General features: G+C 65.4%; 18 protein-coding genes. 14 read left to right on the top strand and 4 right to left on the bottom strand.

Annotated features, from left to right (window positions below; translation table 11 throughout):
* Positions 1-167: 167 nt before the first annotated feature.
* From EOD29_RS22200 to EOD29_RS22175, 6 genes are all read left to right on the top strand, one after another.
* Positions 168-1,628, top strand: a complete 1,461-nt coding sequence (locus EOD29_RS22200) for a hypothetical protein (RefSeq protein WP_095799107.1) — start codon at positions 168-170, stop codon at positions 1,626-1,628.
* A 258-nt stretch (positions 1,629-1,886) separates the two neighbouring features.
* On the top strand, positions 1,887-3,191 hold the full coding sequence (locus tag EOD29_RS22195; protein WP_095799108.1) for an ABC transporter substrate-binding protein: 1,305 nt from the start codon (positions 1,887-1,889) through the stop codon (positions 3,189-3,191).
* 107 nt (positions 3,192-3,298) lie between these two features.
* Positions 3,299-4,180, top strand: a complete 882-nt coding sequence (locus EOD29_RS22190; protein ID WP_095799109.1) for a branched-chain amino acid ABC transporter permease — start codon at positions 3,299-3,301, stop codon at positions 4,178-4,180.
* Positions 4,177-5,139 (top strand): branched-chain amino acid ABC transporter permease, encoded by a 963-nt coding sequence (locus tag EOD29_RS22185; protein WP_067324009.1) that lies wholly within the window; start codon positions 4,177-4,179, stop codon positions 5,137-5,139. Before EOD29_RS22190 ends, EOD29_RS22185 begins: the two co-directional genes overlap by 4 nt.
* Positions 5,136-5,864 (top strand): ABC transporter ATP-binding protein, encoded by a 729-nt coding sequence (locus EOD29_RS22180; protein WP_067324686.1) that lies wholly within the window; start codon positions 5,136-5,138, stop codon positions 5,862-5,864. Before EOD29_RS22185 ends, EOD29_RS22180 begins: the two co-directional genes overlap by 4 nt.
* Positions 5,857-6,585: an ABC transporter ATP-binding protein gene (locus tag EOD29_RS22175; protein ID WP_067324011.1), complete on the top strand. Its 729-nt coding sequence runs from the start codon at positions 5,857-5,859 to the stop codon at positions 6,583-6,585. The genes EOD29_RS22180 and EOD29_RS22175 overlap by 8 nt, the downstream gene beginning before the upstream one ends.
* A 90-nt stretch (positions 6,586-6,675) precedes the next feature.
* On the opposite strand, the gene EOD29_RS22170 is transcribed toward EOD29_RS22175, so the two are convergent.
* Complete coding sequence (locus EOD29_RS22170) at positions 6,676-8,076, bottom strand: sodium:proton antiporter (RefSeq protein WP_095825560.1); 1,401 nt, start codon at positions 8,074-8,076, stop codon at positions 6,676-6,678.
* A gap of 58 nt (positions 8,077-8,134) precedes the next feature.
* Positions 8,135-8,749: a bifunctional nicotinamidase/pyrazinamidase gene (gene pncA, locus EOD29_RS22165; RefSeq protein ID WP_095776932.1), complete on the bottom strand. Its 615-nt coding sequence runs from the start codon at positions 8,747-8,749 to the stop codon at positions 8,135-8,137.
* A gap of 224 nt (positions 8,750-8,973) precedes the next feature.
* On the opposite strand from pncA, the gene EOD29_RS22160 reads away from it, so the two are divergent.
* The 6 genes from EOD29_RS22160 to EOD29_RS22135 are packed head-to-tail and all read left to right on the top strand — an operon-like array spanning position 8,974 to position 16,035.
* Positions 8,974-9,831, top strand: a complete 858-nt coding sequence (locus EOD29_RS22160) for a xanthine dehydrogenase family protein subunit M (protein ID WP_127247894.1) — start codon at positions 8,974-8,976, stop codon at positions 9,829-9,831.
* On the top strand, positions 9,828-12,581 hold the full coding sequence (locus tag EOD29_RS22155; RefSeq protein ID WP_127247893.1) for a molybdopterin-dependent oxidoreductase: 2,754 nt from the start codon (positions 9,828-9,830) through the stop codon (positions 12,579-12,581). The genes EOD29_RS22160 and EOD29_RS22155 overlap by 4 nt, the downstream gene beginning before the upstream one ends.
* Positions 12,578-14,119 (top strand): 6-hydroxynicotinate reductase, encoded by a 1,542-nt coding sequence (locus EOD29_RS22150; protein WP_127247892.1) that lies wholly within the window; start codon positions 12,578-12,580, stop codon positions 14,117-14,119. Before EOD29_RS22155 ends, EOD29_RS22150 begins: the two co-directional genes overlap by 4 nt.
* A complete protein-coding gene (locus EOD29_RS22145) occupies positions 14,119-15,000 on the top strand; it encodes a UPF0280 family protein (RefSeq protein WP_127247891.1) in 882 nt (293 codons plus the stop codon). The genes EOD29_RS22150 and EOD29_RS22145 overlap by 1 nt, the downstream gene beginning before the upstream one ends.
* The gene (locus tag EOD29_RS22140; RefSeq protein WP_066996156.1) at positions 14,993-15,577 is read left to right on the top strand and encodes an amino acid synthesis family protein; all 585 of its coding nucleotides are present in this window, start codon (positions 14,993-14,995) and stop codon (positions 15,575-15,577) included. The genes EOD29_RS22145 and EOD29_RS22140 overlap by 8 nt, the downstream gene beginning before the upstream one ends.
* On the top strand, positions 15,574-16,035 hold the full coding sequence (locus EOD29_RS22135) for a MarR family transcriptional regulator (protein ID WP_127247890.1): 462 nt from the start codon (positions 15,574-15,576) through the stop codon (positions 16,033-16,035). The genes EOD29_RS22140 and EOD29_RS22135 overlap by 4 nt, the downstream gene beginning before the upstream one ends.
* Here the strand turns inward: EOD29_RS22135 and EOD29_RS22130 are convergent, their stop codons facing one another.
* Both EOD29_RS22130 and EOD29_RS22125 read right to left on the bottom strand, forming a co-directional pair.
* Complete coding sequence (locus EOD29_RS22130; protein ID WP_127247889.1) at positions 16,036-17,742, bottom strand: hydantoinase B/oxoprolinase family protein; 1,707 nt, start codon at positions 17,740-17,742, stop codon at positions 16,036-16,038.
* A 2-nt stretch (positions 17,743-17,744) separates the two neighbouring features.
* A complete protein-coding gene (locus tag EOD29_RS22125) occupies positions 17,745-19,817 on the bottom strand; it encodes a hydantoinase/oxoprolinase family protein (protein WP_127247888.1) in 2,073 nt (690 codons plus the stop codon).
* Positions 19,818-20,037: 220 nt separating this feature from the next.
* Between EOD29_RS22125 and EOD29_RS22120 the strand changes: the two genes are divergently transcribed.
* Complete coding sequence (locus EOD29_RS22120) at positions 20,038-20,865, top strand: ferredoxin--NADP reductase (RefSeq protein ID WP_066996144.1); 828 nt, start codon at positions 20,038-20,040, stop codon at positions 20,863-20,865.
* Positions 20,866-21,007: 142 nt separating this feature from the next.
* Complete coding sequence (gene deoC / locus EOD29_RS22115) at positions 21,008-22,057, top strand: deoxyribose-phosphate aldolase (RefSeq protein WP_127247887.1); 1,050 nt, start codon at positions 21,008-21,010, stop codon at positions 22,055-22,057.
* The last annotated feature ends 123 nt before the right edge of the window (positions 22,058-22,180 follow it).

The raw sequence follows: 22,180 nt of genomic DNA, 5'->3' as shown, positions 1-22,180 counted from the left end.
ATTTCGGATAACCGGATAACTTGAGTTCCCGCCCACCCCCCTCTGTCCTGCCGGACATCTCCCCCGCAAGGGGGGAGATTGGCAGTTTCGCGCAATCTGCCTCTTTCTGCGGCGGTCAAAATTGGCGAAATCGCGCGCGACATCCGATCTCCCCCCTTGCGGGGGAGATGTCCGGCAGGACAGAGGTGGGTGCGAAGGAGCACGTCGGTGGAAATCGACGGCTTCGAAATACGTCATTCGCAATGGCGGCCTCATTCATACCTCTCCTCCCCACCCCCGCCTTCGCCCACGCCTCTGACCGCGGCCACGTCCTGCTTCTTCCCACGGGCTACTACATCGCTGGTGGCGCGCTTGCGGTCGCTTTCAGCTTTCTGACGCTGGCGCTGCTGCCGCCCGCCGCTCTTGACCGCTTCTGGCGCCGGCGCCTCTCGTTGTTCACTGTCAGCGATCACCCGCGCACCGTCCTCAGCCTGCTTTCCTTTGCCGGCTTCGTGCTTCTCATCGCCACCGGCCTGTTCGGCAGCCGTGATCCACTCTCCAACCCCTTGCCTCTGGTGATCTGGACACTGCTCTGGGCCGGTTTCACGCTGCTGCAGGGCGCACTCGGCGATCTCTGGTCCTGGCTCAACCCGTGGTACGGCCCCTGGCGTGTTGCATCTCGCGTCTTCAGCCTTCGCACTGACGAAGCCGACCCATCGCGCCTTCCCAAATGGCTCGGCTACTGGCCGGCGTTCGTCTTGTTCTTCGGCTTCGCCTGGTTCCAGCTCATCGATCCCGCGCCCGACGATCCGTCGCGCCTGGCCTTCGCCGCCGGCATCTACTGGCTGCTCAGCTTCGCCGCCATATGCGTCTTCGGCTACGGAGACTGGAGTCGGCGCGGCGAATTCCTCACCGTCTTTTTCTCCATGGTCGCCCGCTTCGCGCCTTTGCAGCGCGAGAAAGGCCGGCTCCACCTCGGCTGGCCCGGTGCGAAGCTGCTTTCCGCCTCGTCGCTGCCGGCAAGCGGCACGGCGTTCCTGCTGCTGGCGCTCTCGTCCGTATCCTTCGACGGTCTTTCCAAAACCTTCTTCTGGCTCGGCCTGTTCGGCGTCAATCCGCTGGAATTTCCCGGCCGCACCGCGTTGATCGGCATCGGCAGCTTTGGCTTGGTGCTGACATTCATCTTGTTGGCGGCCGTGTTCGCGCTTGCCGTTTCACTCGGCCAGCGCCTTGCCGGCGACGGGCAACCGTTCGAGAAAGCCGCCGGCCTCCTGGTTTGGTCGATCGTGCCGATCGCGCTCGCCTACCACATCGCCCACTACCTCACGGCGCTGCTCGTCGACGGCCAATACGCGCTGGTCGCTTTGTCCGACCCGTTCGCGCTCGGCTGGAACCTGTTCGGCACCGCCGACAGGATGGTCGAGGCGGGCGTTGTCGCCGGCGCCGAGTCGGCCTGGTGGCTCTGGAATCTGCAGGCCGGCGTCATCATCGTCGGCCATGTGCTAGCGGTCTTGATCGCACACGGCCTAGCCTGGCGACTCCACCCGCAGCCGTCGCGCGCGGCGCTCAGCCAGCTGCCGCTGACGCTTCTGATGATCGCCTACACCATATTCGGCCTATGGCTGCTTGCTACGCCGACGGCCGGATGAGACAAGGGCCCGTCATGACGCGCGCATGACCCCGAAAATCGGGTTCGATTTTCGGAAAGGATCATGCGCAAAATGAAAGTGCTCCAGCGTCCTTTGCGCGTCCCCTAGAGGACGCGCGGCGGCGCTGGAGTGGAAGCTCGCTTGCCACGTCACGGCTTTGGTGATTTAGTTTGTACACATGCAATTTTCGCGTCCTCCGAGCGCGGAGGATCGAGCCGCCTTATCGCTGGTCAAAAAACTGAAAACAGGGGAACGGACATGGCTGACAAGAACGGATTTTTCGACCTCTCCAAAAGCACGCTTTCCCGCCGCACAGCGCTGAAAGGCATCGCCGCCGGCGCCGGCCTGGCGCTCGCGCCCGGCTTCGTTCGCTACAGCCAGGCGCAGAGTTCGGCGCCGATCAAGATCGGCTTCCAGTCGCACCGCACCGGCATCGGCGCCGCCTACGGCCGCTGGTACGAGAAGACGAGCGCTGCCGCCGTCAAGGCGATCAACGATGCCGGCGGTATCAGCGGCCGCAAGGTCGAACTGGTGATCGAAGATGATGGCACCGATCCTGCCCGCGGCGCCGAGGTGGTCGGCAAGTTCGCCACGCAGCATAAGACCGACATCGTTTTCGGCACGCTGTTCTCGCATGTGGTGATCGGCTCGGCGCCCGCCGCCGGCGAAAACAAGATCCCCTATTTCGTGGTCAGCGAAGGCCACCACGTCGCCTCGACCAAGCTCAACCGCTACGTCTTCCAGCCCGGCATCACCGACGTGAAGAGCCAGATCCAGTCGATGGCGCCGTGGATCGCGGCGAATGCCGGCAAGAAGGTGACGCAGATCTTCCCCGACTTCGCCTTCGGCTACGACCATCGCGACTACCTGCCGCCGGCGTTGAAGGCGCAAGGCGCCGACGTGATCGCGCAGATCGCCATCCCCCCGACGGAGTCGTCCTTCACCAAATACTTCCCGCAGATCCCGGCCGAGACCGAGGTGATCTACCACGTCATGGTCGGTCCGGCCGTGCTCACGTTCGTCAAGGAACTCGGCGAGTTCTACGGCTCGCAAAGGCCGCAGCTCTTCGGCTTCATCGACTCCCTCGAGGCCGTCGACATCAACAGCCCCGGCCTCGAATTCCTCGACGGCAGCCATTTCTGGGAAGGCTCGCCGCGCTACGCGCAGCCCGATGACTCGGCCGCGCAGAAGGCCTATCGCGCCGCCGTCGGCATCGACGACAATGGCGCCGCCGTCGGCGACCCCAAGGACGTCTCCACCGCTGCCCACATGTTCGGCTGCTGGGAGACGCTCTATGTCGTCAAGAAGGCGATGGAGGATGCCGGCTACAAGGGGCCGGAAGACCGCGCCAAGCTGGTCGAGGCAACCGAAGCGCTGAAGGAATTCGCCGAAGGGCCGGAGCATCCGCAGGGTCCGAAAACCTTTAACGGCAAGATCCACCAATGCTTCGGCATCCAGAACATCTCCAAGGTCGAAGGCGGCAAGCTGAAGGTCGTCCACAAGACCAAGATCGAGGACGGCCTCTACGAGCCGGAAGGGGATTACACGACGCAAGCGCTGTGAGCTTCGACGTTTCACCGAGCGTGAGCGCCAAGCCACCCCCCTCTGTCCTGCCGGACAGTCCGGCAGGGCAGTGGGGGGTGCCTCGCGCATCCGCCGGTATCTAGCCCATGCACTTCGGACCCCACCTCCTGCTCGCCGCCCTGGAAGGCCTCGTCACGTCCGCCGTGCTGGCGCTGACGGCGCTTGGCCTGTCGCTGGTGTTCGGCGTCATGCGCATCGTCAATGTCGCGCATGGCGAGTTCTTCATGCTGGGCGCCGTGCTTGCCTGGGCGATCTCGACGGCGATTTCCGGCCATCCCGCTATCGGCTTCGTCGCCGCGCTGGTGATCGCGCCGTTGCTGGTCGGGCTGGTCGCGTTTCTTGCCGAATGGCTGGTGCTGCGCCGGCTGAACTACAATCCCGAAGGCACCATCGTCGCCACCATCGGCATGCTCTATATCATCCAGCAACTGGCGCTGACCTTCTACGGCCCGGAAGCGCGCCCGGTCGAGCCACCCTTCAATTACCGCATCCTGCTGCCGTGGTTCGGCTATTCAGGCTACAAGCTTTCGGTCATTGCCGCCTCCGCGGTTCTGCTGGTGATCACCTGGCTGGTGCTGACACGGACGAAAATCGGCCTGATCATGCGCGCCACCCAGTATGACCGCGAGACGGCGCAGGCCTTCGGCATCCCGGTCGAGCGCGTCTATGCCGGCGTGTTCGCCATCGGCGCCATGCTGGCGGCAATCGCGGCGGTGCTGATCGTGCCGATCAGCCAGGCGCATTACCTGATGGGGCAGGACCCGCTGCTGTTGTCCTTCATCGTCGTCATCATCGGCGGCCTCGGCTCATTGCGCGGCACGGTGGTCGCCGCCATCCTGATCGGCCTCTCCGACGGCATCGTCTCGGTGTTCTTCTCGCCGACCTTGGCCAAGATCATCGCCACGCTGGTGGTCGCCATGGTGCTGGTGTTCCGGCCGCAAGGCCTGTTCGGGACGGCGGCGCGATGAAGGATGCTTCCCCCGCGAAGACCTACGCGCTGCATATCGGCGTCATCGCGCTCCTGTTCGCGCTGAATTTCGTCCTGCCCGATTATCATCAGGGCCTGTTCGCGCGCATCATGGCGCTTGCCGTCTTCGCCATGGGCTACAACCTGCTCTTCGGCTATGTCGGCCTGCTCAGCCTCGGTCACGCCATGTTCTTCTCGGCCGGCCTCTATGGTGCCGGGCTGGCTGTCTATCAATTGGGCTGGGGCGTGCCGGAAGCCTTCGTCGCCGGGGTTGCCTGCGGCGCCCTGCTTGCCTTGGTCATCGGCCTGCTCGCGCTGCGCACATCGGGTGTGGCCTTCATGATCGTCACCATGATGTTCGCGCAGGTCTTCTATCTGCTCATCCTTTATTTCGCCGCCTGGACCGGCGGCGACCAGGGCCTTGTCATCCAGCAGCCGTCGAGAATAATCGCGATCGGCGGCGCATCGCTCGACCTGACCAATCCGACTGTGCGCTACATGAGCGCTCTGGCGCTGTTCTCGGTCGTGCTGCTCATCACGCTTGTTATCGTTCGCTCCCGCTTCGGCCGCGTGCTGGTCGCCATTCGCGAGAATGAGGAGCGCACGAAGATGCTGGGCTACGACACCGTCGCCAACAAGCTCGTCGCCGTCATTGCCTCAGGCGCCATCTGCGCCGCGTCCGGTGCGGCTTATGCGCTGCTGTTCGGCTATATTGGATCGAGCTTCGCGTCGGTGCAGTATTCGATCCTGCCACTGCTCTGGGTGCTGCTCGGCGGCGCCGCGACCATTCTCGGGCCGCTCATCGGCACGCTGTTCATGTATTATGTCACCGACATCACCAGCGGCTTCACCTCCGCCTATCTTTTGATCGTCGGCGTGGCGCTGATCCTGCTGGTGCTCTTCTTTCCGAAGGGCGTTCTGGGCAGCGTCCGCCAGCGCTGGCTCGGATGGTTGCCGTGATGCCGCTGCTCACCACCAAGGGTCTTTCGCGCCGTTTCGGGGGCTTGCGCGCCGTCGACGGCGTCGATTTCGCGCTGATGCCGGGCGAAATCCGCGCCATCATCGGCCCCAATGGCGCCGGTAAGACAACTTTCGTCAGTCTGCTCAGCGGCCGCATCCAACCCTCCTCCGGCATGATCGTCTTCGACGGCGCCGACATCACGACCATGCCGGCTTACAAAAGGGTTCGCCTCGGCGTTGCCTACACCTTCCAGATCACCAGCGTCTTCGCCAATCTCACGGCCTACGACAATGTCGCGTTGCCGGTGCAGCGCACGCTGACCGACGGCCGCTCGAAGGGGCAGGTGAGGAGCGGCGTCATGGCGGCGCTGGAACGCACCGGCCTCGCCGACCGCGCCGGCACCCCGGCCGGCCAGCTTTCCTACGGCCACCAGCGCCTGCTGGAGGTGGCAATGGGCCTGGCGCTGAGGCCGCGCCTGCTGATCCTCGACGAGCCGACGCAAGGGCTGGCCGACAGCGAGATCGACAATTTCGTCCTACTGGTGCGCGAGATCGCCAAGCATGCCACCGTGCTGCTCATCGAGCACAACATGCCGGTGGTCATGCAGCTTGCCGACCGCATCACCGTCTTCAATTCGGGAAAGATTCTCGCTGAGGGCACGCCCGAGCAGATCCGCGCCAATGCCGAGGTGCAGGATGCCTATCTCGGAGCGACCCATGGCTGATCTCCCCGGCACCGAGAGCGGGCTGCTCGCCATTTCCGGCCTCGACTGTTTTTACGGCGAGGTGCAGGTGCTCTACGGGCTCGACCTTGTCCTCAACAAGGGCGAAGTGCTTTGCCTGTTCGGCCGCAACGGCGCCGGCAAGACGACGACGCTGAAGGCGATCATGGGGCTGGTTCCGGCCGCTGCCGGTTCGATCAGACTGGCCGGCAAGGAGCTGACCGGACTTGCCGCACATGACGTGCCGAAGACGGGCGTCGCTTATGTGCCGCAGGGCCGGCGATTATTCGCCGACATGACGGTGGCGGAAAACGTCGAGATCGGCCTGATGACCCGCGGCAAGGGCAAGGCGACGCGGGAACGCGTCCTCGACCTTTTCCCGCTGTTGCGAGAGCGCTTGAAGCAACGCTCCGGCACGCTTTCCGGAGGCGAGCAGCAAATGCTTGCCATGGCGCGTGCGCTCTGCCTCGAGCCGCAGGTGCTTCTTCTCGACGAGCCCACCGAAGGGCTGATGCCCTCGATGATCGCCAAGATCCGCGAGACGGTGGCGAAGCTGCGCGATCTGGGCGTCTCGACGATCCTGGTCGAGCAGCGCGTCGACGCCGTGCTGTCGGTCGCCGACCGCATCTCATTCATCGAGAACGGCCGCAACCGCGAGACCGTCGATGTCGAGGAACTGCGCGCCGACCCCTCCGCGGTTCGGCGCTATGTGGGCGTGGGCTGAAGGTCACTGCGAAGCAGCGGGAGCTGGCGCCGAGCCCCACCCGGACCTGGCCCGACCTCCCCACAAGGGGAGGTAAAGCTCTGCACCGCTTCACCTAAAAAACAAAAACCCCGCGATCAAAAACGTCGGGATCAGCACCAGGCCGGACCACGCCATGTAGCCGAAGAAGCCCGGCACCTTGAAGCCGCGATGTCTGGCGATAGCAAAGACCATGAAGTTCGGCGCATTGCCGATATAAGTGTTGGCGCCCATGAACACGGCGCCGGCCGAGATCGCGGCGAGCGTGGAGGCCGCCTCCGTCATCAGGTGCCTGGCGTCGCCGCCGGCAAGCTCGAAGAACACCAGATAGGTCGGCGCGTTGTCGAGGAAGGACGACAGCGCTCCGGTCAGCCAGAAATAGGCGAGATCGTCGGGCTGGCCGTCCGCCGAGGTGACCAGCGAAACCAGCGGCGCCAGCGCCCCATCGTGCCCGGCTCTCAGGATGGCGATAACCGGCACGATGCAGATGAAGATGCCGGCAAACAGTTTCGCCACCTCGGCGATGGGCCCCCAACTGAAGCCGTTCGCTTCCCTGTGGTTTTTGTACGAGACTTTGAGCGACAGAAAGGCCAGCGCCAGGATGATCGCGTCGCGTACCAGGTTCTGCAGCTCCAGGCCGATGCCGAGGATCGGGATGCTGATGCCCGGCTTCCAGCTGGCGGAAAGCAGGATCGCACCGATCACGCCGGCCAGCAGCGGCAGGTTGGCGAGGCCGCGCAGGCGCACCTTCGTGTCCGGTGTCGGGTCCTTGATCTTCGGCAAGCCGCCCTCGCGGCGATGCAGCACGATGTCGAGCGCCAGGAAGATGATCAGCACCAGCCCGCCGGTGAACAGCGTCTCGCGCCAGAGGTTCGCGGTCGTCCAGAAGAAGTCGACCCCGCGCAGGAAGCCGACGAAGAGTGGCGGGTCGCCGAGCGGGGTCAGCGAGCCGCCGATGTTCGAAACCAGGAAGATGAAGAAGATCACCACATGCGCGTTGAACGGGCGGTTGTCGTTGGCGCGCAGCATCGGCCGGATCAGGATCATCGAGGCGCCCGTCGTGCCGATGACCGAGGCGAGGATCGCGCCGATCAGCAGCAAGCCTGAATTGACCAGCGGCGTGCCGTGGATGTTGCCGGCGACCAGGATGCCGCCGGAAATGGTGAACAGCGCGAACAAAAGGATGATGAAGGACAGATATTCGGTGAGCAGCGTGTGCAGCACCGCCTCGCTTGCCGCTGGCATGCCGAAAGCGATCGCCAGCGGAACCACGGCAAGTGCCGCCCACGCGGCGGCGATCTTGCCGTAATGATGCTCCCAGACATGATGGAACAGCAGCGGCCCGGTCGCGATCGACAGCAACAGGCCGGCAAAGGGCAGCGCCCACCAGAGCGACATCGCCGCGCCGGGCAGCTCATGCGCCTCGGCTGCGAAAACCGCTTGTGGAAAGGCGAGAAGGAGTGCGGCCGTCATGGTTGCCGCCAACACCTTCGCCAATGTCGCAAAGCCCCCTCGATGCCTCACGGCGCGGTCAGTCCGAAAGGTGATCTTCGAGCACCACCCCGGCCTCGCGCATCCGTTTCAGCATCGTGCCGACCGAGCCGTTGAGATCGATGCCGCGGCAGGCATCCAGCCGCACCGTCGTCTTGAAACCTTGCTTGGCGGCATCGAGTGCCGAGAAGGCGACGCAGAAATCGGTGGCCAGGCCGACCAAGGTGATGGTGTCGATGCCGCGCTCCTTGAGATAGCCGGCAAGGCCGGTTGGGGTCGTGTGGTCGTTCTCGAAGAAAGCCGAATACGAGTCGATCGCGGTGCGGAAACCCTTGCGGATGACCAGTTCCGCTTTGGTCCAGGCGAGCCCGGAATGGAAATCGGACCCAAGGCTGCCCTGGATGCAGTGATCCGGCCAAAGCGTCTGCGGCCCGTAGGGCATCTCGATCGCTTCGAAGGGCTGCTTGCCTGGATGGCTGGAAGCGAAGCTCGAATGGCCGGCCGGATGCCAGTCCTGCGTCAGGATCACGTGATCGGTCCGCCGGATCAGGTCGTTGACCAGCGGCACGATCTCGTCGCCCCCGGCCACGGCCAGCGCGCCGCCGGGGCAAAAGTCGTTCTGCAGGTCGATGACGATGAGCGCTTCGTCGGCCATGCGGCCTCCCTTCTTCCTCGGCTTGGGCTCCAGTTGACGCGACCGGACACGGAACCTTGACCAGATGGCCGGCTGCGTCAACCTCCACCGGTATAACAAAGCCGTGGCCGACCACTTCGCTTTGACAATCGCGGCGAAGTTGATATCATTTGCATACGAATGAATTTGCCCGGCTGGACGGCGGCAGATTCCCTCGGAAAGGCCCCTTTCTGGGAAGGCAAAGCGTGATCCGTTACGCGAAACCCACCACGGTCGACGAGGCGCTCGCTCTGCTTGGCGAGGACTGCTGGCGCATTCTGGCCGGCGGCACCGATTTCTATCCGGCGCAGGGCGCGAAACCATTCCGCGACAACATTCTCGACATCAATGGTCTCGCCGCGCTGCGCGGCATCGCCGAGACGGACGACTATTGGTGGATCGGCGCCCGCACCACCTGGACCGACGTCGTGCGCCACAACCTGCCCAGGGCGTTCGATGCGCTGAAGGCGGCCGCGCGCGAAGTCGGCTCGGTCCAGATCCAGAACGTCGCGTCGGTCGCCGGTAATCTCTGCAACGCCTCGCCCGCCGCCGACGGCGTTCCGGCGCTGCAGGTGGTCGATGCCGAAGTCGAATTGCGGTCGGCGAAAGCCACGCGCTACCTGCCGCTTGGCGGGTTCATTCTCGGCAATCGCCGCACGGCGCTGCAGCAGGACGAGATGGTTACCGCCATTCGTGTGCCGAAACGTTCGGCTGTCGGCTCGTCCGCCTTCGTCAAGCTTGGCGCGCGGCGTTATCTCGTGATCTCGATCGCCATGGCGGCGGCGCGTCTCGTGATCGAAGATGGCGTGGTCGCCGATGCTGCTATCGCTGTCGGCGCCTGCTCCGCCGTCGCCCGTCGTCTTGCCGGCGTCGAGGCGGCCCTGCGCGGCCAGCCGGTTACCGCCGCGCTCGCCGATGCGGTGCTGTCCGCGCCGATCGACGAACTGTCGCCAATCGCCGATGTGCGCGGCAGCGCCGAATACCGGGAGCATGCGGCGCGCGAGATCGTTGTCCGCGCAGTGTGCGCTGCGACCAGCCTGGGCGAAGGCAAGGTGGCCGCATGACAATGGAGCGCACCGACATTGCCTTCGAGGTCAACGACGCGGCTGTCAGCGTGTCGGTGCCGCCGGTGCGGCGGCTCTCGCAGGTTCTCCGCGACGAGTTGCGGCTGACCGGCACCAAGGTCGGCTGCGACGCCGGCGATTGCGGCGCCTGCACCGTGCTGGTCGACGGCAATCCCGTCTGCGCCTGCCTTGTGCCGGCGGCCTCGGTCTCCGGCGCGGCCGTCACGACGGTCGAGGGCCTCGCCAACGGCAGGTTGTCGGCCTTGCAGGCCTCCTTCCTCGAACACGGCGCCGCGCAATGCGGCATCTGCACGCCGGGGCTGCTGGTGGCGGCTACCGCGCTGCTGGAGCGCAACCCAACGCCGAGTGAGGCCGAGACGCAGGATGCGCTGGGCGGCGTGCTCTGCCGCTGCACGGGGTATCGGAAAATCGTCGCGGCGGTGATGCATGCCTCGCAGCATATGGACGGTTTCGACCGTCGCCTGCCGGAGGTCGGCCGCGCCGTCGGCGCCTCGCCGATCCGGCTCGACGGCGTGCCGAAGGTTACCGGCGACGAAAAATTCGGCGGCGATTCCTTTCCGGACGACGCGCTGTCGGTGCTGGTCGTCCGCTCGCCCTACTATCACGCCGGTTTCAGCTTCGGAGATATCGACGCCTGGGCCAAAGAGCATCCCGGCATTGCCGGCGTCTTCACCGCCGCCGACATTCCGGGCAAGAACTGCTTCGGGGTCATCGGCCCCTTTGCTGATCAGCCGGCCCTTGCCGAAGGTTTCGCGCGCCTTCGCGGCGAGGCGATCGCGCTGGTGGCGGGCGAGCGCGAAGCCATCCTCGACCTCGACCTGACGGATTTTCCGATCGCCTGGACGGAGCTGCCGCATGTGCTGCAGCCCCGCGAGGCGAAAGCCGACGGCGCGGCGCTGATCCACCGGCATCGCCCGGCGAACCTGCTCACCTCCGGCTATGTCGAGCGTGGCGATCCCGACGGTGCCCTTGCCGCCGCTGCTGTCACCGTCTCCGGCGCCATCGAGACTTCCTTCGTCGAGCATGCCTACATCGAGCCGGAAGCCGGCTTCGCTTACATGGATGGCGATACGCTCGTTGTCGTTGCCTGCACGCAGGCGCCTTACATGGATCGCGACGACACGGCCAAGGTGCTCGGCCTCCCGGTCGAAAAGGTGCGCATCGTGCCGACCGCCACTGGCGGCGGCTTCGGCTCCAAGCTCGATGTCTCGCTGCAGCCTCTGATCGGCCTTGTGGCGATGAAGACCGGCAGGCCGGCGGCACTCGCCTACACGCGCAACGAATCCATGATGTCGACCACCAAGCGTCATCCGGCCGAGATGGAGGCGACCATCGGTGCCGATTCCGAGTGCCGCGTCACCGGCATGATCTTTGAGGGTGACTTCAACACCGGCGCCTATGCAAGCTGGGGCCCGACGGTTGCAAACCGCGTGCCGGTGCATGCCTCCGGCCCCTATCAGACGCCACACTACCGGGCGACGGGCAGGGCCATCCACACCAACGGCCCGATCGCCGGCGCCTTCCGCGGCTTCGGCGTGCCGCAAGCGACCATCATGCAGGAAACCCTCTACGACGAGCTCGCCGGCAAGCTTGGCATGGATCGGCTCGATTTCCGGCTAAAGAACTGCCTTCGGAACGGGTGCGAAACGGTCACTGGCCAGCGCCTGGAATCGGGCGTGGGCATCGGTGAATGCCTGGAGTTGCTTCAACCGCATTGGGCGCGCGCGCTTGGCGAGGCGGAAGCCTTCAACGCCGTCAACACCGCAAGCAAGCGCGGCGTCGGTGTCGCCTCTTGCTGGTATGGCTGCGGCAACACTTCGCTGCCCAATCCTTCGACGATCAAGGTCGGCATCTCTGCCTCCGGAGATGTCGTGCTCCACCAGGGCGCCGTCGACATCGGCCAAGGCTCGAACACGGTAATCACCCAGATCTGTGCCGATGCGCTCGGCCTGCCGCTGGACAAGTTCAGGCTGAAGAGCGCCGACACCGCCATCACGCCCGACGCCGGCAAGACATCCGCCTCGCGCCAGACTTTTGTCACCGGCAAGGCGGCGGAGAAGGCGGGCCGCGCGCTGCGCGAAAAGATCCTGCGTTTCGCCAATGTGTCCGATCAAGCAACGATCGCGCTCGACGGCGCAAGCATCTCCATCCGCGAGGGTGACGCGACGCGGCGCATCGATCTGCCAACACTGAAGATCGATGCCGATGGCTTGGTGTTCGTCGCGGAAGAGACCTACGATCCGCCCACGCTGCCGCTCGACGCCAAGGGCCAGGGCAAGCCCTACGCCGTCTATGGTTATGGCGCCCAGATCGCCGAGCTCGAGGTCGATCTCAAGCTGGGCACGGTGAAGCTGCTCAAGATCACCGCCGCGCATGATGTCGGCAAGGCCATCAACCCGGTACTGGTCGAGGGGCAGATCGAGGGCGGCATCGCGCAAGGCATCGGCATGGCACTGACGGAGGAATATATCCCCGGCCGCACCGAGAACCTGCACGACTACCTCATCCCGACCATCGGCGACGTGCCGCCGGTCGAGCACATATTGGTGGAAGTTCCGGACCCGGAAGGACCTTTCGGCGCCAAGGGTTTGGGGGAGCATGTGCTGATCCCGACCGCGCCGGCGATCCTCAACGCCATCCGACATGCCACCGGCGTTCTGGTCACTAAAGTCCCGGCGACGCCGAGCCGCATCCTGGCGGCGATCCGCGAAAAGGAGGCGCGCCGATGAGCGAGCTTGCCGAACGTTTCGAAACCCACGATCCCGGTGAGAAGCAGGTGGCGGAGAAGATCCGCTGCGATGCCTGTCCGGTGATGTGCTACATCGCCGACGGCCGCACCGGCGCCTGCGACCGCTACGGCAATGTCGGCGGGCGCATCGTGCGCATGGATCCCCTGACCATCCTCGACCACGCGGCCGAGACCGGCGGCGCGGTCCTGCCATTCGTCGCCGAGGGCGAGGAGTGGGGTGGCGAGCTGGTCAACACCGGCCGCCGCTTCGTCACCGCGATCGGGGCCGGCACCACCTACCCGGATTACAAGCCCGCACCTTTCATCGTCAGTCAGGAGGTCGAGGGCGTCGATCTCGTCACCGTCGTCACCGAGGGCATCTTCTCCTATTGCGGCGTCAAGGTGAAGATCGATACGGACCGCCACATCGGCGACGAGACGGCGACCGTGCGCTCGGAAGGCGAGGCGATCGGCCACGTCACCACTGGGGAATATGGCTCGCAGATGCTGTCGCTTGGCGGTGTGCATCACTTGACCGGCGGCTCCAAGGCTGAAGGCCGCGCGACTTGCGACGCGCTTCTCAACCTCTGCAACAGGAAGCCGGTCGAGCTCACCATCGACGGCGGTGCGACGGTCATTGTCGAGGCTGGCAAGGCGCCGGTCATCGACGGCAAGATCGAGCATCGCATGCGCGTCGGCTGCGGTTCGGCCACCATCGGCATGTTCGCCACGCAATGGCGCGGGCTCGTCGACGAGGTTGTGGTGGTTGACGACCATATCACCGGCGTCGTGTCGGAACATCAGGCCGGCAAGGTATTGGGCTGGGAGGATACCGGGATAAAGATCATCGGCCGCCGCTCGACCCCTGGCCGCTACTTCAAGGTTTCGGAGCCAGGTCTCGGCTGGGGCGGCACCACGATCTCGGATCCGCTTTCGATCCTTGGCGATTGGAACGCCAAGAAGGGTGCTCGCCCCGGCCTGTCGCTGCTGATGGTCTCGACCACGGGCGAACAGTTCGCTTATTACGAACTGGACGATCAGTTGAGGCCGGTCGAAAAACCGTTCCCGGAGCGGCTGCAGAAATCCGTCGGCCTGATCGAGGACAATTGCGAGCCGGCCCTGTGCACCGTGCTCTTCATCGGCGGCGCCGGCGGCTCGCTGCGCGCCGGCGTCACCGAAAACCCGGTCAATCTCACCCGCTCGGTTCAGGGCCTGAAGACCTATGTCACGGTCGGCGGCGCGCCGGTCTATGTCTGGCCGGGCGGCGGCATCACCCTGATGGTCGATGTCACCCGCGTGCCGGAAGGCGCATTCGGCTATGTGCCGACGCCGGCGCTGGTCGCGCCGATCGAATTCACCATGCGCCGCGACGACTACGTCCGGCTCGGCGGTTACGAGAACGAAATCCGCAGTGTCGAGGATATCCTCGCCAAAGGCGGCGAGTACCTTAATCCGCGCAGCAATGCCGGCGCGCCGGCCGGCAATCCCTGGCCGCCGTTGGCGCAATTGCGCCGCACCCCGGCCAATGGGGCCGACTGATGAACGGTCCGCAGGCGCATTGGCTCGCCGACGGCAGGCGGCTTCATCTCAACCACGGGCCGATCGACCTCATTATCGAGGCCTTTGGCGATGCAGCTGAACGCCGCGCCAGCTGCGTGCGGGCCGTCGCGCGCTTCCAGACGATCCTGACCGAACTGGTCGAAGAGCTTCCCGAATTGCGCCGTCCGGCGTCTTTGACGCCGCGCGTTTTTGCAGGTCCGACCGCGCGGCGGATGGAGGCCGCGGTCGCACCGCTCGCGGACAGCTTCATCACGCCAATGGCCGCCGTTGCGGGTTCGGTAGCCGACGAAGTTCTGGCCGCGCTTCTCGCCGGACGCCGGCTCGAGCGCGCCTACGTCAACAATGGCGGCGACAGCGCTATTCATCTCGGCAAGGGCGGCACGATAACGCTGGCGATCGCCGGCACCGGGCACGGCATGGCCGACCGCATCACGATCCGCGCCGAAGACGGCGTGCGCGGCGTCGCCACCAGTGGCTGGCGCGGCCGCTCCTTTTCGCTGGGCATCGCCGACGCAGTCACCGTGCTGGCGCGGACCGGCGCCGAGGCGGATGCCGCGGCGACGCTGATTGCCAACGCGGTCGACCTGCCTGGGCATCCGGCGGTTCATCGCGTGCCGGCGCGGGATCTTTCACCCGACAGCGATCTCGGCGAACGGCTGGTGACGCAGGGCGTCGGCGGGCTAGCGCCCGGCGAGGTGGCCCGGGCGCTGGATAACGGCCTTGCCGTCGCCGAAAATTTTCGCAGGCGCGGCCTGATCGCCGCGTCGGCGCTGTTCCTTGCCGGCCAAACCCGCATCAGTGGCTCCGTAGCGCTCGCTGCGCCCAACAAGCATAAAGCGAAGGAAACTGCCCATGCCTGAATTCCCGATCCGCAAGGTCGCGGTGCTGACCGAGGAGATCTTCCACGACGGCGGCCCCGCGGCGAAGGAGCCGCGCCTGCGCGCCGCGGCTCTCGCCGTGGTCAAGAACCCGTTTGCCGGTCGCTATGTCGAGGACCTGCAGGGCGCGATGGAGGACCTGAAGCCGCTCGGGCTGTTGCTTTCCGACAGGCTGATCGCAGCCCTTGGCGGCGATGTGAAAAAGATCGACGGTTACGGCAAGGGCGCCATCGTCGGCAGTGCCGGCGAACTGGAGCACGGCGCGCTCTGGCACGTGCCCGGCGGCTACGCCATGCGCGAGCGGCTCGGCGACGCCAAGGCGATCGTGCCATCGGCGAAGAAGGTCGGCGCCTTCGGCGCACGGCTCGATGTCCCGCTCGGCCACATCAACGCCGCCTATGTGCGCAGCCATTTCGACGCGATGGAAGTCGGCATCAGCGACGGCCCGCGTCCCGACGAGATCCTGTTCTGCCTCGCCATGACCTGCGGCCCGCGAGTCCACAACCGCATGGGCGGTCTTGCGGCCGCGGACATCAAGGCTTGGGACGGCTTGAGATGAGCGGCGAGGACAATCTGCTGCGGCTGGTCGAGGCCGAAGAGCTGGACGAGAACAACTACCATCTGCAGGACCAGGTCGGCTTCATCCTGCGCAAGGCGCATCAGCGCCATGTGGCGATCTTCGCCTCCCACATTGGCGATCTGACGCCGCCGCAATTCGCCGCTCTCGCCAAGCTCTACGATATCGGCGAGACCTCGCAGAACCAGCTCGGCACGCTGATCGCCATGGATGCCGCGACCGTAAAGGGCGTCATCGACCGGCTGAAGGCGCGCGGGCTGGTCGAGCTTTCCAAGCACGAGGTGGACAAGAGGCGGCTGCTGGTCAATCTGACGGCTGAAGGCCGCGACGCGATCGAGCGGCTGATCCCGCTTGCCCGCACCATCACCGAGGAAACGCTGGCGCCGCTCACGGCCAAGGAGGCTGCGACCTTCTTGCGGCTGCTGGCGAAGTTGGCCTGATCAAACCTCCGGATCGGCCCCGAACATCTCTCGCGCCTGCTCAGGCGTATAATAGCCGAGCCGGACATCTTCGGCGACCTGCTTCGGATCGCGCTCGCGCGGATCGCCATAGCCGCCGCCGCCGGGCGTGCCGACGCGCACGCGGTCGCCGGCCTTGAGCGCGATATCCTGCTCCTTCGACAGATGCGGCGGCACATGCGCTTCGCCGCCCCGAAACACGGTAACGCTGTTCGGCGCGCCGTCCCTGCCGCCAAGCGCGCCTTGCGGCCCGAAACGGCCATGGTCCATGACGAAGGACGCGCGCGCCTCGCCGCGCAGGATCTCGACTTCATAGGCGAGCCCGAAGCCGCCGCGATGTTTGCCGGCACCGCCGGAGCCTTCGCGCAGCGCGTAATGGCGGTAGAGCACCGGGAACGCCTGCTCCATGATCTCGACCGGCGGCGACTTCGAAATGCCGATCGTCGAGCAGCCATTGCTCAAGCCGTCATGGCCCGCATTGCCGCCATAGCCGCCGCCCGAAATCTGGTACATGACATAGTCGCGGCCGCGTGCCGGGTCGTTGCCGCCGAGCGCGAAATTGCCGCTGGAACCGGCGGGCGCTGCCGTCACTTTCTCCGGCAATGCCTGCACCATCGCCGCGAACACGGCCTCCGCAATACGCTGCGAAACCTCCGCCGCGCAGCCCGAGACCGGCCGCGGATACTTGGCGTCGAGGAAGGTATCTTCCGGCCGCTTGACATTGAGCGGCTCGAACGCGCCGGCGCTGATCGGCACTTCGGGGAAGATGTGGCGCATGGCGAGGTAGACTGACGACAGCGTCGTCGCCAGCACGCTGTTCATCGGGCCCGCGCAGGGCTTTGACGAGCCGGCGAAATCGAAGGTCAGGCTGTCGCCCTTCTTCTCGACGGCGAGATTGATGGTCAGCGGCTCGTTCACCACGCCGTCGGAATCGACAAAAGCCTGTGAGCGGTAGACGCCGTCCGGGATGACGGCGATCGAGGCGCGCATCTGTTCGGCGGCGCGGCGGCGCAGTTCGGCGATGGCCTCAATAACGGTTTCGTCGCCGTAACGATCGAGGATTTCATTGAGCCTGTCCTGGCCGATCAGCAGCGCCGCAGCCTGGGCGCGGATGTCGCCGATGCGCTGGTCGGCGACGCGGATGTTGGAGCAGATGATGGCGTAGATCTCGGGATCGAGCACGCCCCTCTTGAACAGCTTCACCGGTGGCAGCCGCAGACCTTCCTGCTCGACGGCGGTGGCCGAGGCCGAGAAGCCGCCAGGCACCGCGCCGCCGATATCCGGCCAATGGCCGGTGTTGGACAGCCAGCAGAAGATTTTGCCGTCGCGGTAGACCGGCATGACGAAGCGCACGTCCATCAGATGCGTGCCGCCGAGATAGGGGTCGTTGACGATGTAGATGTCGCCGGGCTCGGGGGTCAGGCAGCGCCCGTCGGCGATCATCTCGATCACCGTCTTGGTCGAATATTGCATGACGCCGACGAACACCGGCAGGCCCTGGCTGCCTTGCGCGATGAGCGAGCCGTCGACGGCGGAATAGATGCCGTCGGAGCGGTCATTGGCCTCGGCGATGACCGGCGAGAAGGCGGCGCGGGAAAACGTCAAATCCATCTCATCGCAAACTTGCTGCAGGGCGGCCTGCAGCACCGAAAGCGTGATCGTGTCGAGCTTTGCCCCTTCGACTGCCATTGTCAGGCCTCGCCGATGTCGATGATGATGTTGCCGTCGGCGTCCGAACGCGCATGATCGCCGGGCTCAAGCACGGTGGTGGCGTCCATCTGCTCGAGGATCGCCGGCCCTTCGATTGCTGCGTCGAGCGGCAGCCTTTCGCGCGCATAGACCGGCGTGTCGTGCCAGCGCCCGCTGTACCAGACCGGCCGGATCTCGCGCCGCGCCTCCTTGAGCGTCGCCGCGCGTCCTGCCGGGTCGATCAGCTGAGACAGGTCGATCTGCGGCCGCACGCCCGTCACCGAGGTGTTGAGGTTGACGAGATTGGCGCGGATCTCCGGCAGTTCAACCTTGAAACGCGCGAAATAGGCTTTTTCGAACAGCTGCTGCAGCGTCGCCCGTGAAACCGAGGATGACGGCAGCGGCACGTTGATGATGTGCGTCTGGCCGACGAATTGCATGTCGGCGGAGTGGGTGACGCGGATTGCATCGGGCTTCACTGCTTCCTTGCCGATCAGCGACTCGCCTTCGTTTCTGTGCCGTTCCAACAACTCGCGAAGCTTTGCTTCGTCGAGGCTCGCTACCGGCTGGTTGACCGTATTGACGAAGTCGTGCCTGAGGTCGGCGACGACGCAGCCGAGCGCGTTGGTGATACCCGGGCGTGCCGGCACCACCACTTTCGGCAGGCCGAGTTCGCGGGCCAGCGCCGTCGCGTGCAGCGGCCCGGCGCCGCCGAAGGCGAACAGCGCGAAATCGCGCGGGTCGTGGCCGCGCGACACCGAAACCATGCGGATGGCGCCCGCCATCTTCATGTTGCCGAGCCTCAAGATGGCACCGGCCGCCTCGACGCCGGAAAGGCCCGTGTGCCTGCCGATTCTGTCTTCGAAGATTGCGGTGACGCGCTCGACAGTGACCGGATTGTCGACCGCAAGCAGCTTCTTCGGCGCCAGCCGCCCGAGCACCAGATTGGCATCCGTGATGGTGGGTTCCGTGCCGCCGCGCCCGTAGCAGATCGGGCCGGGATTGGCACCGGCGCTTTCCGGACCGATCTGGATCAGGCCGGCGGCGTCGACGCGCGCGATCGAGCCGCCGCCGGCGCCGACGGTGTGCACCGCCACCATCGGCACATGGATCGGCATCGCATATTCGATCTCGATCTCGTTCGAGACCGCGGGCTCGGCGTTGCGGATCAGCGCCACGTCGGTCGAGGTGCCGCCCATATCGTAGGTCACCAGGTTGGCGAAGCCGGCACGCTTTCCCGTGTAAGCGGCGGCGATGACGCCGGAAGCCGGACCGGACATGACGGTCTTTGCCGATTCCTGCGTGACGAAGCGGGCCGAGATCATGCCGCCATTGCCGTTCATGATCAGGAAGTCGCGCGCATAGCCTTTCGCCGCGAGCTCCTTGCGCAGCCGCTCGACATAGCGCTCCAGGATCGGCTGCACCGAGGCGTTGACCGCCGCCGTCACGCCGCGTTCGAATTCGCGCGCCTCCGAAAGCAGCGCATGGCCGGTCGTGATGTGGCCGTTCGGCCAGAGCTCCGCCGCGATTTCGGCCGCGCGCCGCTCGTGCGAGGGGTTGGCGTAGGAATGCAGGAAATGGATGACGAGCGACTCGCAGCCGGCGTCGAGCAGCTTTTTCACGGCTTCGCGCATTTCGGCCGCGTCGAGCGGCAGGCGAACCGCGCCGGACGCCTCGACGCGCTCCGAAACTTCAAGCCGCAGATCGCGCGGAATGACCGGCACGAAGGTGCCCGTCATGCCATAGGCTTGCGGCCGCGTGCGCCGTCCAAGCTCGATCACGTCGCGGAAGCCGCGCGTCGTGATCATGCCGGTCCTGGCCAGCCGGCGCTCCAGCACGGCGTTTGTGGTGGTCGTCGTGCCGTGCACGATGAGGTCGATGCCCTCGACCGGAAAGCCGGTCGCGCCAAGTGCGGCGACCACGCCAAAGGCCTGATTTTCTACCGTCGTCGGGGTCTTGGCGATGTGCACCTTGCCGCCGGCCTTGCCGTCGATCAGGAGCAGATCGGTGAAGGTTCCCCCGACATCGATGCCGGCAACCACGCTTCCCGCCGACGCCGAAAATTTCTCATTCATTGCCGAAACCCGAAATGCCAGGACTACGGATATGCCTCGGTTTGGAAAGCCGTTTTACGCTGCCATCTTGACCTGAAGATCATTTGTATACTAATAAATTCCGGACACAAGAGCTTACCGCTTGGCAGTGTGCAGAGAGCACGTCGGAACCTGACCGTTCGGGCGCGCACGAGAAAGTTTGGCGCCAGCGCCTCGCGTCCGCGCCGGAAAGTTGGGTTTGATGAACACGACATCCGCGTTGAACCTCGCCGGCGCAAAGCCGCTGCAGTTCCCGATCCCGGCCAATGTCTATGCCGAGACCGTGGTGTCGGTGAAGCACTACACCGACCGCCTGTTCTCGTTTCGCATCACCCGCCCGCAGTCGCTGCGCTTCCGCTCCGGCGAGTTCGTCATGATCGGGCTGCCCAATGCCGAGAAGCCGATCTTCCGCGCCTATTCCGTTGCCAGCCCCGCCTGGGACGACGAACTCGAATTCTTCTCGATCAAGGTCCCGGACGGTCCTCTGACCTCCGAGTTGCAGAAGATTGAGGTCGGCGACACCGTCATCATGCGCCAGAAGTCGACCGGCACGCTGGTGCTCGACGCGCTGACGCCTGCAAAGCGCGTGTTCATGATCTCGACCGGCACCGGCATCGCGCCTTTCGCCAGCCTGCTGCGCGACCCCGACACCTATGAGAAGTTCGATCAGGTGATCCTCACCCACACCTGCCGCGACAACGCCGAGCTCACCTACGGCCAGGAACTGGTGGCTGCGCTCGAGACCGATCCGCTGATCGGCGAGCTGACCGGCGGGCGTGTCACGCTCTACAATTCGACGACCCGCGAGGAGTCGGCGCGCATGGGCCGGATCACGGCCCTGATCGGCTCGGGCAAGTTTTACTCCGACCTCGGCATCGACAAGCTCAATCCCGAGACCGACCGCATCATGATCTGCGGCTCGATGCACATGCTGAAGGACGTCAAGGAGCTCGCCGAAAGCCTCGGCTTCCAGGAGGGCTCGCTCAGCCATCCCGCCAGCTTCGTCGTCGAGCGCGCCTTCGTCGGCTGAGGCGCGTCTCCCAGTGTTTTGACCATGCGGTCAAAAACCTACTGCTTTTGCCGCCTTTTTCCGCTATGAGCCACTGAAGGACTCGTGAAGGACAACTTCGCGGGCTATCTTCAGTGCACGTCGCTGAATGAAGGGGCAGGAGATGAGCAGCACCATCCGCGAGGCCGGCTCAGGCGCGTCCAAGATCATGCCGCTGCCGGCGCGTGCCGCCGCCAACACGCCGATGCCGCTGGAGCACGGCATTGCTCGCAATCCTGGCATGAAGCTGGACCTCGGCTTCCTCGAATCGGTGCGCAGCGTCAACCGCTCGGCGCTGGAGCGCCGCGTCGCCACCCTCACCAAGCGGCGCTCGATCAAGGCCGACAACCAGGCCGCCTGGCTGCTGCGCGCGATCGCCTGCATGGACCTGACCACGCTGAATTCCAACGACACCGACGAGCGTGTGCGCCGGCTCTGCGCCAAAGCGATCAATCCGCTGCGCCGGGACATCGTCGAGGGCCTCGGCATCGCCGACGAAACGATCCGCCCCGCGGCGGTTTGTGTTTACCATCCCTTCGTGGCCACGGCCGTGGATGCGGTGCGTGGCACAGGCATCCATGTCGCGGCCGTCTCCACAGCGTTCCCGCACGGCCTTGCGCCGCTCTCGACCCGCCTGCAGGAGATCGAGGCCTCGGTGAAGGACGGGGCCGACGAGATCGACGTCGTCATCCCGCGCGGGCTGGTTTACGGCGCCAAATGGCGCGAACTGTTCAACGAGATCGTCGCCATGCGCGCCGCCTGCGGCGAAGCCCATCTCAAGGTCATTCTAGGCACGGGCGATCTCGCCACCCTGCGCAACGTCATGCTGGCCTCGATGGTGGCGATGATGGCGGGCGCCGATTTCATAAAAACCTCGACCGGCAAGGAAAGCGTCAACGCCACGCTTCCCGTCGGGCTTGCGATGGTGCGCGCCATCCGCGCCTATTTCGAGGAGACCGGCTATCTGATCGGCTTCAAGCCGGCGGGCGGCATTTCCACCGCGAAGGTCTCGCTCGACTGGCTGGTGCTGATGAAGGAAGAGCTTGGCCGGCCCTGGCTCGAGCCGCAGCTGTTCCGCTTCGGCGCCTCCAGCCTGCTCACCGACATCGAGCGCCAGCTCGAACATCATTTGACCGGCCACTATTCGGCCAACCATCGCCACGCGATGGCGTGAGGCACCCCCCTCCCCCTTGCGGGGAGGGTCGCCGCGAAGCGGCGGGGTGGGGGTCGAAAAACAAATCTGCCTGATCCATGCACCAGACCATCAGCCATTTACCCCCACCCCGATCGGCTTCGC

The sequence above is a fragment of the Mesorhizobium sp. M1A.T.Ca.IN.004.03.1.1 genome, from assembly GCF_003997555.1.
Classification (GTDB): Bacteria; Pseudomonadota; Alphaproteobacteria; order Rhizobiales; family Rhizobiaceae; genus Mesorhizobium.
This window is presented reverse-complemented; position numbering and strand designations above follow the sequence as displayed.

Excerpts from the sequence above, each read along its gene's own strand:
- EOD29_RS22200 (WP_095799107.1), top strand. The coding sequence starts at position 168 with ATGTCCGGCAGGACAGAGGTGGGTGCGAAGGAGCACGTCGGTGGAAAT.
- EOD29_RS22195 (WP_095799108.1), top strand. The coding sequence starts at position 1,887 with ATGGCTGACAAGAACGGATTTTTCGACCTCTCCAAAAGCACGCTTTCC.
- EOD29_RS22190 (WP_095799109.1), top strand. The coding sequence starts at position 3,299 with ATGCACTTCGGACCCCACCTCCTGCTCGCCGCCCTGGAAGGCCTCGTC.
- EOD29_RS22185 (WP_067324009.1), top strand. The coding sequence starts at position 4,177 with ATGAAGGATGCTTCCCCCGCGAAGACCTACGCGCTGCATATCGGCGTC.
- EOD29_RS22175 (WP_067324011.1), top strand. The coding sequence starts at position 5,857 with ATGGCTGATCTCCCCGGCACCGAGAGCGGGCTGCTCGCCATTTCCGGC.
- EOD29_RS22170 (WP_095825560.1), bottom strand. The coding sequence starts at position 8,076 with ATGACGGCCGCACTCCTTCTCGCCTTTCCACAAGCGGTTTTCGCAGCC.
- pncA (WP_095776932.1), bottom strand. The coding sequence starts at position 8,749 with ATGGCCGACGAAGCGCTCATCGTCATCGACCTGCAGAACGACTTTTGC.
- EOD29_RS22155 (WP_127247893.1), top strand. The coding sequence starts at position 9,828 with ATGACAATGGAGCGCACCGACATTGCCTTCGAGGTCAACGACGCGGCT.
- EOD29_RS22150 (WP_127247892.1), top strand. The coding sequence starts at position 12,578 with ATGAGCGAGCTTGCCGAACGTTTCGAAACCCACGATCCCGGTGAGAAG.
- EOD29_RS22145 (WP_127247891.1), top strand. The coding sequence starts at position 14,119 with ATGAACGGTCCGCAGGCGCATTGGCTCGCCGACGGCAGGCGGCTTCAT.
- EOD29_RS22140 (WP_066996156.1), top strand. The coding sequence starts at position 14,993 with ATGCCTGAATTCCCGATCCGCAAGGTCGCGGTGCTGACCGAGGAGATC.
- EOD29_RS22135 (WP_127247890.1), top strand. The coding sequence starts at position 15,574 with ATGAGCGGCGAGGACAATCTGCTGCGGCTGGTCGAGGCCGAAGAGCTG.
- EOD29_RS22130 (WP_127247889.1), bottom strand. The coding sequence starts at position 17,742 with ATGGCAGTCGAAGGGGCAAAGCTCGACACGATCACGCTTTCGGTGCTG.
- EOD29_RS22125 (WP_127247888.1), bottom strand. The coding sequence starts at position 19,817 with ATGAATGAGAAATTTTCGGCGTCGGCGGGAAGCGTGGTTGCCGGCATC.
- EOD29_RS22120 (WP_066996144.1), top strand. The coding sequence starts at position 20,038 with ATGAACACGACATCCGCGTTGAACCTCGCCGGCGCAAAGCCGCTGCAG.
- deoC (WP_127247887.1), top strand. The coding sequence starts at position 21,008 with ATGAGCAGCACCATCCGCGAGGCCGGCTCAGGCGCGTCCAAGATCATG.